This window comes from Actinacidiphila sp. bgisy144 (assembly GCF_057708105.1).
Genome location: NZ_JBYIRM010000021.1, coordinates 104,405 through 117,474 on the forward strand (window position 1 = coordinate 104,405; position 13,070 = coordinate 117,474).

10 protein-coding genes are annotated in these 13,070 nt (G+C 70.1%); 3 read left to right on the forward strand and 7 right to left on the reverse strand.

Annotation, left to right across the window (positions count from 1 at the left end; all coding sequences use genetic code 11):
* Window positions 1-132: 132 nt before the first annotated feature.
* The 3 genes from AC3EVP_RS23655 to AC3EVP_RS23665 all read right to left on the reverse strand — a co-directional run bounded on the left by AC3EVP_RS23655 (window position 133) and on the right by AC3EVP_RS23665 (window position 2,299).
* A complete protein-coding gene (locus AC3EVP_RS23655) occupies window positions 133-975 on the reverse strand; it encodes an aminoglycoside phosphotransferase (protein ID WP_435132734.1) in 843 nt (280 codons plus the stop codon).
* A 74-nt stretch (window positions 976-1,049) separates the two neighbouring features.
* Window positions 1,050-1,721, reverse strand: coding sequence for an Asp23/Gls24 family envelope stress response protein (locus tag AC3EVP_RS23660; protein WP_435132736.1), 672 nt, complete (start codon window positions 1,719-1,721; stop codon window positions 1,050-1,052).
* Entirely contained in the window at window positions 1,712-2,299 is a 588-nt protein-coding gene (locus AC3EVP_RS23665) for an RNA polymerase sigma factor (RefSeq protein WP_435132822.1), read from the reverse strand. The genes AC3EVP_RS23660 and AC3EVP_RS23665 overlap by 10 nt, the downstream gene beginning before the upstream one ends.
* Window positions 2,300-4,020: 1,721 nt before the next feature.
* On the opposite strand from AC3EVP_RS23665, the gene AC3EVP_RS23670 reads away from it, so the two are divergent.
* The gene (locus AC3EVP_RS23670; protein ID WP_435132738.1) at window positions 4,021-6,777 is read left to right on the forward strand and encodes a lectin; all 2,757 of its coding nucleotides are present in this window, start codon (window positions 4,021-4,023) and stop codon (window positions 6,775-6,777) included.
* A gap of 565 nt (window positions 6,778-7,342) precedes the next feature.
* Here the strand turns inward: AC3EVP_RS23670 and AC3EVP_RS23675 are convergent.
* From AC3EVP_RS23675 to AC3EVP_RS23685, 3 genes are all read right to left on the reverse strand, one after another.
* The gene (locus AC3EVP_RS23675; protein ID WP_435132740.1) at window positions 7,343-8,461 is read right to left on the reverse strand and encodes a helix-turn-helix transcriptional regulator; all 1,119 of its coding nucleotides are present in this window, start codon (window positions 8,459-8,461) and stop codon (window positions 7,343-7,345) included.
* A 19-nt stretch (window positions 8,462-8,480) separates the two neighbouring features.
* Window positions 8,481-8,936, reverse strand: a complete 456-nt coding sequence (locus tag AC3EVP_RS23680) for a tellurite resistance TerB family protein (protein WP_335983639.1) — start codon at window positions 8,934-8,936, stop codon at window positions 8,481-8,483.
* 343 nt (window positions 8,937-9,279) lie between these two features.
* Window positions 9,280-9,855: a TerD family protein gene (locus AC3EVP_RS23685; RefSeq protein WP_435132742.1), complete on the reverse strand. Its 576-nt coding sequence runs from the start codon at window positions 9,853-9,855 to the stop codon at window positions 9,280-9,282.
* A gap of 139 nt (window positions 9,856-9,994) precedes the next feature.
* Between AC3EVP_RS23685 and arfB the strand changes: the two genes are divergently transcribed.
* On the forward strand, window positions 9,995-10,420 hold the full coding sequence (gene arfB, locus AC3EVP_RS23690) for an alternative ribosome rescue aminoacyl-tRNA hydrolase ArfB (protein ID WP_335983633.1): 426 nt from the start codon (window positions 9,995-9,997) through the stop codon (window positions 10,418-10,420).
* Between the two features lie 111 nt (window positions 10,421-10,531).
* Here the strand turns inward: arfB and AC3EVP_RS23695 are convergent, their stop codons facing one another.
* The gene (locus AC3EVP_RS23695) at window positions 10,532-11,044 is read right to left on the reverse strand and encodes a flavin reductase family protein (RefSeq protein ID WP_335983630.1); all 513 of its coding nucleotides are present in this window, start codon (window positions 11,042-11,044) and stop codon (window positions 10,532-10,534) included.
* A gap of 333 nt (window positions 11,045-11,377) precedes the next feature.
* Between AC3EVP_RS23695 and cdgB the strand changes: the two genes are divergently transcribed.
* Window positions 11,378-13,039, forward strand: coding sequence for a diguanylate cyclase CdgB (cdgB, locus tag AC3EVP_RS23700; RefSeq protein ID WP_435132744.1), 1,662 nt, complete (start codon window positions 11,378-11,380; stop codon window positions 13,037-13,039).
* Window positions 13,040-13,070 lie beyond the last annotated feature (31 nt).

Genomic DNA, 13,070 nt, shown 5'->3' on the forward strand with positions numbered 1-13,070 from the left:
ACCGAAACCGCAGTCACCGACCTCACCTCACTTTCGTCCGTACCAGGCGCAGAGGAGCCCCCAAACGGGCCCAACGCACTGCCAGCGACCTGGAAACCCCTTGACCTCACCTGGACATGACCCAGGAACCGACTAACTCTGAAGCGCTGCCAACTTCCTCACCACGTCGATGGCCCTTGCATACCGCTCCGGCTCACCGGGCTGAGCCCGCTCAGCCGGCCCCGCACTCTCGCTGTGCGCGACGAGCCTGAAGATCAGCGCGCGAACCAGCATCTGCGGCCAGTCAGGATGATCGCCGTCACCGGTCAGCAGGTTGGACGGAAGATCGAACCAGAGCAGACCGTCCGCGACCACGATGGCCTCGGCGAACGCCGGCGGCCGCCAATACGGCGAGAAGTCGATCACGGCAGGCGCTTCGTCCTCGGCGAAGAGCACATTGCCGGTGAGGTCACCGTGAATGAGCTGAGCGTCCATCTGCCTTATCGGGCGCCTCAACGTCAGAAGAGCCGAGAACGGAGCGGTGAGATCGTCGATCACGTCGATGTCCTGCTCTCCCCACGCGACCCGATCGCCCGCAGCCCACGGATGGGTTCGCCGGTCGAGGAAATCCGGTCGGCTCACTCCTCGCAGGGCAGCGTGGAAGGCACGTCCGGCCCTGAGCACACCGACCCAATGTTCGCGAGGACCAGGCTCGCCGGCGAGGAACTGACTGGCCGTCCAACCGTCCACGACGCTCCGACCATCAGTGGCCCGGAGTTGCCGTGGGAGCCGGAAGCTGTCGTCCGGCACCAGGCTCTCGAACAAGGAAGTCGCCCACTCAACCTCGTCGGCGGACCCGTCGGCAGGCTTGAACACGAACTCACCGACGAGAACGCTCCGCCCCTGCCCACCAATCAGTGGGACCGGGGAGCCCTTCACACCGAAGGCGTCAAGAACGGCGCTGGGCGGGACAGTAGTGCTCGGCAACTCAGTCATGCCCGGCATCCTTCCGACAACTCCTTGGCCAACGCACACGCTTTTCACCCACCTCGGGCCTCCACGGTGCTGCGTCATCGTCCCGGCCCTCCACAATCGGCCCCGCCGAAGCAGTCAGCACGGAGTAGGTCAACTGATGCCACACGCATGCCCAATTGGCGGTCGGCGGCTGTGAGCACCTCCTGACGCACCCGATCCTCGAGCTCGTCGATACCGGGAACGAAAGGCAAAGCCACCTCCAGTCGCACGCGGACCGGCGCACCGCCGGCCCGCACTCCGGCGTCGGGACTCCCGAACGGTTCGTACAACTCGTCCACCACGATGGGCATGATGCAGCACGAACCCGCTCGCACCCCCGGAAGCGACTCGGCGGCTGCGCACAGCACCCGTGCCATCTCCGTCTCGTCGAACCACGTGCCACCGTCGGAGTCGCCGAATGGCCGGCGGCGACCAGACCGAGGTTCCAGGCGGACCAAATCCATCACGCGTTCGGCGAGATACTCCGTGTCCTGCGGAGCGCCACCGGAACGAAGCTCCAGGACCGCGGCTCCGAGCAGATCGAGGTCGGCCAACGCGGCCATGCAGTAAGGGCAAGTGCGAGCATGCTGATCACTCTCGCTGCCGCCCTCGGTCTCCCAGACATCGGAAAGCATCCGGCCACACACCAACCGCTCATCTCCCGGCATCTGTTCCGGCACCGGACCATGCATGCGGCCCCTCCCACTCGGCTTGTCGGTCATCGCCATGCGCCCATCGCCTCCGTCAGGCCACGTCGTGCACGGAAGATACGGCCGCGAACTGCCTGAGTGCTGATCCCGACCAGCTCGGCGATCTCCTCGTACGTCTGTCCGTTCAACTCTCTGAGCACCCAGCAGGCCCGCTGTTCCGGCGAGAGCCGGGACAGTGCCTGGAACAAGGCGCTGGTTGTGGCCCGCGACTCGGCTACGCGCTCGGGCGAAGCCTGGTGGTCCGGTGCCGCCGGCTCAGGGGAGCCGTCGAGCGGGACGACCGGGCGACGCGAGCGCAGGAGGTTCAGACAGCGGTTGGTGACGATGCGGTATATCCACGTCTTGAACCGCGCCTCGCCGCGGAACTCGGGAAGCCTGCGCCAGGCGCTGACGAAGCCGTCCTGAACGGCGTCCTCGGCCTCGGCGCGGTTGCCGAGCAACCGCTCAGCAAGCTGCAGCAGCGGCCCCACATGCCTTTGCACGAGCGCGGCGAAGGCGTCCTCGTCACCCTCTCCCGCGCGTACGGCGAGTAGCTCGTCGACCGGTGGTTCGGACGTGAGCAGACCAGCTGCCGTCTTTGTCGGCGGTGGCCCGATCGTGGATGTGACGTCGCTTTCCGAGGCGCTTGGCAGCGCCGTGTTGCCGGTGCCCGCGCTACCCGGCCTGGTGATTTTGCGGTGTCCCGACACGCGGCGGCTCCTCTCGTTTGTTCATTTCTTTCGACACGCGAGAACGCCGAATGTCACGCAGCCACGTCGGATCAGTCCGGAAAAAAATCCTCACCGCGGACGCGTGACGAATCGGGGTCTGCGGGGTCCAACTCATTAACCGCACGTCATGACAACGCACGATCGAGGAGGCAGTGATGAAGGCTCAGCAGATCGAGGCATTCGCGCACGGGACGGTCGAGAGCGGCGTAGGGCCCGGCTGGAGTGCCGCGATGTCCACCCCCGACCGCCCCACCGCGAACGAACCGCTCGCGTATAGGGGAGAGCCAAGGTCGGCCGCTGGAGGTGACGAAGCCGCGCACCCGGTCTTCAAGGTCATCGGGACGACCGTCCGCCGCGGGTTCCCCTATACCCGGGACGCCGCCAGGGCACTACCTGGAACCACCGGCGGCTCTCCGCGAGTGCGTGTGCCCGGGCCCTACCCTGACGAAGGACGAGGCCTGAGCGGCAAGGTGGGCTGCCCACAGCCAATAGTGGGCCGGAAACCGGCCAACGACTACGGCTCGACATCTACGGGAGTCGCCTGTGCCCGGGCGCCCTCGTCATTGTCGAACCCCACCAACTCATGCCCCAGGGCGCCCTGCTTCGTCCGGCTCAGGGTCGACTCACGCTTATCGGCACCTCGTTGACGCGCTCAGCCGCTCAGCCGCTCACGCGTCCAGCATCCAACTGCCGGGTGCCCGCGCGTCCACGCGTCCACCGTCCAGTTCCAGGCGCCCACGCGAGTGGGTGGACGGGCGCCCTGTACGTGGAAACAGCTCGCCATACCCCGGTCGAACCCTGACAACGCCCCTCCGTTCAGCCCTCCCCGCCCGCCTCCCCGTTCCCGCCCCGAATACATCCGATGACGCCCCCGCCCCGCCCGGCTTGCCCCCCACGCGCCCCGAAACGCCAACGGCACTTCCGATAACGGAGGTTGCCGCGCGCGGCATCCACCCCGTGTCTGCCCCCGCATCAACCGGCTCCGCCAACGCTCTCCACGGGCGCCCTCCGCCAACCTCGACCGGCGCCTTCCACAGCTCCTCCACCGCCGCCTCCCCCCGGCACGCCGCGCGGAGTACCGCCCCCGTGGCCCCGGCCCGGGTCGTCCGTTCCCACCCGCACCGCACCGCACCGCTCGGGTCGCCCGTTCTCACCCGCACCCCGCACCCCGCACCCCGCACCCCGCTGCCCCTGCCCCGCCCCCGCGCCGCCCGCCCCCTCCGGATCGTCCCGTTCTCACCCGCACCGTCCCCGTGGCCCCCGCCCCGGTCGCCCGTTCCCCCGCACCACCCCCGCCGCACCCACCCCACCCGCCCGCGCCCCCAAGCCCCTCCCACGGCCCCCATTCCCTCATTGGTCCGACCGCTTGCCGACGTCATTGACGTGTCCCTGCCCGGTGGCTAACTTCGCCGAGAGCGCTCTCCTCTCGTCGGCGTCCGTAGGGCGCCCCTGAGCCCCGGAGTCCCCCCATGTACGCACTCTCATCGGTACGCGTTCCACCTCCGCACGGCTCGACAACGTTGTCCTATCCCGCTCACGACTCCGGAGTTGCGCTCCCGTGAAGCGGACGACGTTGCCGTACTTACGAACAGAGGAGAAAAACCGCGATGACACGACTGTCGAGACCACCCGGAGCTGCCGTGATCGGCGTGCTCGCGGCTGCGGCGTTGGCTGTGGCCGGGATGTGCACCCCCGCGTCGGCGGCCGGGAAGAAGGCCGCGCTGGTCACGTCGCCGGCCACGTTGGTCAACCCGTTGATCGGGACGTCGAACCAGGCTGACGACTTTCCGGGCGCGGATGTGCCCTTCGGCATGGTGCAGTGGAGCCCGGACACGCCGTCGCGTCCGTCCGGCGGCGGCTATGAGTACAACGACTCGTCGATCACCGGATTCAGCCTGACCCATATCTCCGGGCCGGGGTGCGGGGCGGCCGGTGACATCCCGGTGCTGCCGACGGTGGGTTCGGTGAACACCGGGGCGACGGACGCGTTCTCGCACGCGAACGAGTCGGCGTCCGCGGGGTCGTACAAGGTCACGTTGAACAACCAGGTGACCACGGAGCTGACGGCCACCACACGGAGTGGGATGGCGCGGTTCACGTTCCCGTCGAGCACGCAGTCGAACCTGGTCTTCAAGTTGACCGGGAGCCAGAACGGCGATTCGGCGACGCAGTTCACCAAGGTGTCGAGCACCGAGGTGAGCGGGCAGGTCACCAGCGGCCACTTCTGCGGGGCGGGGAACACCTACACGGTGTACTTCGACATGGTCTTCGACCAGCCGTTCGCCTCGGAGGGCAGTTCGGCGGTGAAGTCCACGGCCACTACTCCCAAGACGTCGGGCAAGGCGTCCAAGAACGCCGCGGAGCAGCCCAACAAGCCGGTTCTGCACGGCACGGTGCCCAAGGCCGACAGCGTGTCGCCGGACGCGTCCGCGTCGAACGGCTACGTCACGTTCAACACCACCTCCAACCCGGTCGTGCAGGCCAAGGTGGGTGTGTCGTACGTGTCGGTCGCCAATGCGGTCGCCAACCGTACGGCGGAGAACAGCGGTTGGGACTTCGACGCGACCAGGAACGCCGCACAGAGCGCCTGGAACAGCGAACTCGGCAAGGTGCAGATCGCCGGCGGCACCTCGGCGCAGCAGCAGAGCTTCTACACCGCGCTCTACCACTCGTTGCTGCACCCGAACGTGATCAGTGACACCAACGGCCAGTACTACGGCTTCGACGGCAAGACGCACACGGTGGACTCCGGCCACAGCGCGGCGTACGCCAACTACTCCGGCTGGGACATCTACCGTTCCCAGGCCCAGCTCGAAGCGCTGATCGACCCGAAGGCCGCGTCCGACACCGCGCAGTCCATGGTCGACGACTACGCCCAGACCGGCATCTTCCCGAAGTGGTCGGAGGACAACGGCGAGTCGTACGTCATGGTCGGCGACCCCGCGGCAGCGATCATCGCGGACTACCACGCGTTCGGCGCCACCCAGTTCGACACCTCCGCAGCCCTGACCGACCTGGTCGCGCAGGCGAGCAAGACCAATAACGACCGGCCCGGCCTGAACTACCTCACCTCACCCGGGTACATGCCGCACGACGGCAGCTACGGCTGCTGCAACTTCTACGGCCCGGTCGCCACGACCCTGGAGTACAACACCGCCGACTTCGCGCTGTCCGCCCTCGCCGGCGCGCTCGGCGACAGTGGGGACCAGAAGACGTACGCCAACCGCGCGCAGGACTGGCGCAACGTCCTCAACCCGGCATCCGGGTTCGTCGAGCCGCGCAACGCCAACGGCTCGTGGACCGGCAGCTTCGACCCCACCAGCGGCACCGACATGGTGGAGGCCGACTCCTGGATCTACACCGGCATGGTGCCCTTCGACGTCGCCGGCCTGGCCAAGGCCAAGGGCGGCAACGGCGCCATGAACGACTACCTGGACACCACGCTGCGCAGCTTCACCGGCGCCAACGGGTACGCCTGGGTCGGCAACGAGCCCAGCATCGAACTCCCCTGGGAGTACGACTACACCGGCGCCCCGTACAAGACGCAGGGCACGGTGCGGGCGATCCAGGACCAGATCTGGTCGAACACCCCCGGCGGTCTCGCCGACGGCAACGACGACCTCGGCGCGATGAGCGCCTGGTACGTCTGGGCCGCGCTCGGCATGTACCCCGAGACCCCGGGCACGTCCGACCTCGCCCTCGGCTCGCCGCTGTTCACGCAGGCCGTGGTCACCCTGCCGTCCGGCAAGACGCTCACCGTCAACGGCAACGGCGCCGCCGACAACGCTCCGTACGTGCAGTCCGCGGCGTGGAACGGTTCGGCCTGGAACAACGCCTACGCCCCGACCAGTGCGATCACCGACGGCGGCACCCTGGACTTCACCCTGGGTACCAGTGCCAACACCTCCTGGGCGACCGGGGCGTCCGCGGCCCCGCCGTCGTACGCCGGTGACACCACCGCGCCGGCCTCCCCGAAGATCGGTCCGGTCTCATCCGCCGTCGCGTCGAACCTGTGCGTCGACGACGCGACGTCCGGCACCGCCGACGGCACCCACGTCCAGATATGGGGCTGCGACGGCACCTACGCGCAGGACTGGATCGTCGCCTCCGACGGGACACTGCGCACCCTCGGCAAGTGCATGGACGCCAACCACAGCGGCACCACCAACGGCACCCTGATCCAGCTGTGGACCTGCAACGGCAGCGGCGCCCAGCAGTGGACCGCGGGTGCCAACGGCTCGCTGGTCAACCCGGAGTCCGGGCTGTGCCTCGACGACCCGAACTCGTCCACGACCAACGGCACCCAACTCCAGCTGTACAGCTGCAACGGTTCGGCCGCGCAGAACTGGAAGCTGCCCAGCTGAGCAACGCCCCACCCGCCCCACCCGCACACCCGTGCCCCCGCGCGCCCCGTCCCTCCGGGCGGGACGCGCGGAGGGCCCGCCCCACCACCGAAACCCCGCGCGACCGCGTCGGCACGGCGGGGTTCGGGTGTCCATATTGGCACGTGTCGCTTTTTGGACAACACCGCCTGCTGACGGGTGAATGCCCAGGTCGTGGCGGGGTTGGCGCCATGTGTCCGGGTCAGTGGCGACAAAAGGGCGCTAGGCAGCGCACGGCCTTTCGGATATCAATTCATCACGGCACTTCGCGGCGTGACTCCCCGTCCCCGAAGTCGCCCAGGCGCCCAGGGCGCCGCCGGCCGCGGTTTCCCCGTATCGCTGCGGCCGGGCGCCGCCGAGGGTACGACCGGTCTGCTCGCCCGGTCTCCCGGGGGGAATCCTCGGTGGCCGCCATGCGGGGCCTTCCGGCCCGACGGCCCCGCACCGCCTGTCCCCGCGCGTCCACTGCGCGGGGACAGGCGCGTAAGCCGCGGCCCGCGTCATTCCGTCGAACGCCGGGGGAACCGCCGGTCGGCCGGCAGCCCCGTCACATGGGGGAGCCGGTGGCGGGAGGCCGGTCGCCGCCCCCACCTGGAGCGCCCGCACCACCCGGAACCCGCGCGTCGCCGCCCCCGGCGGCTCCCCTTGCCCCCGTCCCGCGGTTCCTGTTCGGCGACAGCGCCCGCGCCAACTCCGGGTCCTGCCCGAGCTTCAGCCCCGCCTCGAAGCGGCTGCCGGCATGCAGCCGGTCCATCAGCTTGGACACCGCCCGCTGCACCGTGCGCCGGTGCACCCCCATCTTTCGGGCGATCTGGTCGTCGGTCAGCCCGGTGGCCATCAACCGGATCACCACCTGCTCCTGCGGAGTGAACGCCGTCGTACCGGAGTTGGAGGACACCGCGTCCGCCAGCGGCACGGCCCGCAGCCAGTAGTCCTCGAAGATCACCTGGAGCGGCCAGACCAGCCAGGTGCTGCGGACCAGCAGCATCGGCGAGCCACCCGGGTGGTAGGGGTCCGCCGGAAGGCAGGCCACGTCGCGGTCCTGGAGCAGGATGTCGAACGGGGCGTGGTCGATCAGCCGGACGTTGACGCCTGCCTCGGACAGCCGCTCGAGGTAGCGCAGGTGCTTCGGCGACTGCAGGATCTTCTGCGTGTAGATCGCGCGCATCTGGATGCCCCGCTTGAGCATCTCGGTGTCCTGCTCGAGGGACAGCTCCAGCAGTTCCATCGGCGGCATGGGACCCGGATGCAGCGAGTCGGCCGTGTTCTGCGCGGTCGCGTTCATGGCGGCGACCACCCGCACTTTGGCGCGGGGGTCGGTGATGGACTCGATCTCCACCTTGCTCGACACGCGCTCGACGGCGGGCCGGTAGGTGTAGAGCAGGGCCTGGGTGGCCTCGTAGAGCGACTCGGCCCGGCTCGCGTGGTCCTCGGCGGCGCGGTGGTACATGTCCATCGCGCGCACCAGAGCGGTGTCCGGCTCCACCGCCTCCAGTTGGCCGTCGGCCCTGCTGTGGACCAGGCCGAGGGCGTCGAGCCGGCGCAGGGCCGCGGCGGCCTGCTCCTGGTCGAGGTCCGCCGCGTCGCCCATCAGCGCCGGTTCGGCGCTGCCCAAGCGGCGCAGCGCCTCGTACACCGCGAGTGCCTGGTCCTCCTCATCCGGCATCCAGCCGGCCCTCCCCGCGTCAGAGGTCGAACTCCGCGGGGTTGAGGCCCACCGCGAAGCACGCCTCGCGTACCAGTCCCTGCTCGGACTTGTCGAACACGCCGTCCGCACCGCCGATGACGATACCGATCTGGATCACGGCCCGCGCCTCGGTGGGCTTCTTCTTCGCCTTGGCGACCTCCTGGAGGACGGCCACCTTGCCGAACTCGAAGTCCGCGGCAAGCCGGTTGAGGTAGTCCTCGAAACGGCGGTGGAGGTCGTCGGCCGGGAAGTTCTGGAGGACGTCGTTGTTGGCGATGAGCGCGGCCACCCGCTGCCGCTCCTCGGGCGCCACGTTGCCGTCGGCCGCGGCCACCAGCGCGCAGATCGCCATGCTGGCGTCGCGGAAGGCGCCGCTCTTCAGGTCGTTCTTCTTGGCGGTGAGCTGGGTCTGCATGTCCTGGGCGGATGCCTTGAAGCGGTCCCACAGTGCCATGGCGTCTCTCCTGAGCGTGTGTCGGTACGGTACGGGGCCGCGCTGCGGTCGTACGGTGCGTCGCTGTTTCCGTACCGGGAACTCCTCCCGACCGTAAAGGAGTTCCCAAGGGCGGTGCGGCGGGTGAGTGGGCGCCGGGGCGTTCTCCCAGGTACGCGCCCTGACCCGCCCCGGTTCGGCCTCGTTCGCTGTGAGCGAACAACCCGCACATGCGGGCGGCGTCCAGGCGGGCGAACGCACGAACGGCCCCCGCCGCACCGGCGTTGCCGGGCGGGGGAGCCGTCGGAGCGGGCGCCCTTGGCGCCTGGGCCCTCGAAGTCGGGGCCCCTGGAGCCGGGTCCGGTCAGAGGTTGACGCCGAAGTCGCTGGCGATGCCTGCCAGCCCGGACGCGTAACCCTGCCCGATGGCACGGAACTTCCACTCCGCACCGTTGCGGTACAGCTCGCCGAAGACCATCGCGGTCTCGGTGGCGGCGTCCTCGCTGAGGTCGTAGCGGGCGATCTCGGCACCGCCGGCCTGGTTGAGGACGCGGATGTACGCGTTGCGCACCTGACCGAAGTTCTGGCTGCGGGTCTCGGCGTCGTAGATCGACACCGGGAAGACGACCTTGTCGACATCGGCCGGCAGCGCGGCGAGGTTGACGTTGATCTGCTCGTCGTCGCCCTCGCCCTCACCGGTGACGTTGTCGCCGGTGTGCACGATGGTCTGGTCCGGGCTCTGCTTGTTGTTGAAGAAGACGAAGAAGCCGTCCGAGTGGACCTTGCCGGTGGCGTTCACGGCGATCGCGCTGGCGTCGAGGTCGAAGTCCGTACCGGTGGTGGTGCGGACGTCCCAGCCGAGGCCGACGGTGACGGCGGTCAGGCCGGGCGCCTCCTTCGTCAGCGAGACGTTGCCGCCCTTGGTCAGGCTTACCGCCATGGGAAGTCCCCTTTGTGTGGTCGTAGGTGTTGCGGACGAAAGTACCGTCATCCGTCTGAACGCGGCGCGGGGTTCGTACGGTTCCGCTCCCGCCGGAAATCCCCGTGACGTGGCGCGGCGGACGCGCGACCATGGAGACATGCCCGGGCCACTGATCATCCGCGGCTCGGTCTCCGTCCCGGAGTCCGAGCTCATATGGCGCTTCTCGCGCTCGTCCGGACCCGGCGGCCAGCATGTGAACACCAGCGACAGCCAGGTCGAGTTGCGGTTCGACCTCGCGGCGAACGAGTCGCTGCCGCCGGTGTGGCGGGAGCGGGCGCTGGAGCGGCTGTCGGGCCGCCTGGTGGGCGGTGTGCTGACCGTACGGGCCTCCGAGCACCGTTCGCAGTGGCGCAACCGCGAGACGGCCGCGGCCCGGATGGCCTCGATCCTCGGGCAGGCGACCGCCCCGCCGCCCAAGGCGCGCCGCCCCACCCGCATCCCCCGGGGGATCAACGAGAAGCGGCTCCGCGAGAAGAAGCAGCGCGGCCAGACGAAGAAGGGCCGCAGCGGAGCCTGGGACTGAGCCGCCGCCGTCCGCGCCCGGGCCCGCCGGTGACGCCCGGGCCGACCGGTGACGCCCGCGCCCGACAGGAACGCCCCGCGCGCAGGCGCGAACGGCGCGGGTGCGCGGAGATCAGGCGAGGTAGCGGTAGCGCCCGCGGAAGTACGTGAGCGGGCCGCCCTCGGCGCTCGGCGTGCGCGCGGTCAGCACCCGCCCGATGGCGAGCACATGGTCGCCGGCGACCACACTCTGCTGGGTCTCGCACTCGAGTATCGCCAGCGCACCGCCGAGGACGGGGGCGCCGGACGCCTCGCCGCGGTAGTAGGCCACGTCCTCGAAGAGCAGCCGGTCGCTGATCCGCCCGCGCATCGCGAACCGCCCGGCGATGTGCCGCTGGCTCTCGCTGAGCACCGACACCGCCCACCGCGGCTGCCGGTCGAGCAGCTCCTCCATCCGGGACCCGACCCGCACGCTGACGAGCACCAGCGGGGGTTCGAGTGACACGGACATGAACGCGGTCGCGGTCATGCCGACGTCCTCGCCGCGCGGCCCGTCCTCCGGGTCGTGCGCGGTGATGAGGACGACGCCCGCCGACAGGCGTGTCATGGCGGCGCGGAAGTCGTCGATGCTGACGGTCTGGTCCATGGTGGTCCCAGGATGCCGTCCGGGGGGAGTCTGAGGCACGTCTCCCAACGGTACGGGCCGGTCGGGGGCGCCGGCATCGGGCGGGGGTCCCATCGGCGCGGCTGCCGGGTCCTAGGACCTCCGGCCCGCGGTCCGCCCCCAACAGCCCGCCCAGCTGTGTGACTTGAGTCACAAGAGGCATGAATTGTTGACCCTGTGTACCGACTGCACAGCTCGCTGTGATTCAGTTGCGTTGTAATTGGAAGACTGTGAATTACGGCGCGGTCGCTACGGCGGCCGGAGCATGGGAAACCTCGCTGGATTTGCCATCTGACCGTGGGGAGGTCGCCAGGCATGGACACCGAGTCGGAGCCGTACGTCCGTCTCGCGACCCTGCGTCAGCTCCACCAGGTCGTGGCGGACCTCAACACCGCGCGCAGCCTCGCGGACGCGCTCCAGGCGGTCGCCGACGGCGTCGTACGCGGCCTGGGGTACGAACTGGCCGCCGTGAACCTGGTCCGGCCCGACGGCGACCTCGTGGTGGCCGCGTTCGCCGGCAGCGCCGCGGGCGAGGCGCTGCTGTCCGGCCGGGTCGGCTCGCGCAGCTCCTGGGAGCGCCGGCTGGCCATGGGCGAGCAGTGGGGCACCCTCCGCTTCATCCCGCACACCGAGGGCTGGGTCCTCGTCGACGACGACGTGCCGCAGTGGCACACCGAGGGCCCGCCGCCGCGCTTCCCGGACGAGTGGCACCCCGGCGACCGCCTCTACGCGCCCATGTACGCCTCCCAGACCGTCGGCAGCGAGCTGATCGGGGTGATATCCGTCGACCGCCCCACCAGCGGCCGCCACCCCGGCCCCTGGGGCTGCGAGGCCCTTCAGATGTACGCCTTCCAGTCCGGCATCGCGATCAGCAACGCCCGGCTGCGGGCGAACATGCAGCGCGCCCTGGTCCGGCTGGAGCGCGACCAGCAGGCGCTGCGGGCCAGCGAGGAGAGCTTCCGGCAGGCCTTCGAGTACGCCCCCAGCGGCATGGCCATCGCCGAGATGGGCGGCGACCAGCACGGCAAGCTGCTGCGCGCCAACGACGCGCTGTGCCGCCTGCTGGGGCGCTCCGCGTCCGTCATGCGCCGCTACTCCTTCTCCGACCTGGTGCACCCCGAGGACGTCGGGGTCCTGCTGCGCACCTCCGCCGAGGGCGGCCGGGCCGAGTTGCGGCTCGCCCGGCGCGACGGCAGCTACGTCTGGGTGAGCCTGCGCAACTCCGTGGTCGCCGACACCACCGACGGGCCGCGCTTCCTGCTGACCCACGTCGAGGACATCGAGGAGCGCAAGAGCCGGGAGCTCCAGCTCGCCCACCGCGCCAGCCACGACTCCCTGACCGGGCTGCCCAACAGCGCCGAACTGCGCTCCCGGCTCTCCGCCCGGCTCTGCTCCCAGCCCCAGGAGCGCTCCGCCGCCGGCACCTCCGGGCTGCCCCCCGAGCCCGACGGCAGTGGCGACGGGTTCGCCTTCAGCTACGGCTACGGGCCCGACGAGCTGGCCGCGCCGCTCTCCTTCGACTCCCACGTCCACACCGTCGCGCCCGACGAGAACGACGAGGAGGGCGCCGGCAAGGGCCTCGCCGTGCTCTTCTGCGACCTCGACGGCTTCAAGTCCATCAACGACCGCTTCGGCCACCACACCGGCGACGCCGTCCTGATCGAGGTGGCGCGGCGCCTGACCGGCGCGGTCCGCGACGGCGACACCGTCGCCCGGCTGGGCGGTGACGAGTTCGTGGTCCTCGCGGACGGGCTCGCCCCCGCCGACGCGACCGACCTCACGGTGCGGCTGCGCAACGCGATCATCCCCCCGATCCGCGTCGACGGCCGCGCCGTCCGGGTCGGCGCCTCCTTCGGCATCGGGTGGGCCGGCTGCGGTATGACCGCCGAGGAAGTGCTCCACTCCGCCGACCAGCGGATGTACGTCGAGAAGCGCTCCCGGGCGACCTCCCGGCCCAACCACCGCAGGGCCGGCTGACGCCGGCGCCGAACCGCCCCCGGGGTGCCCT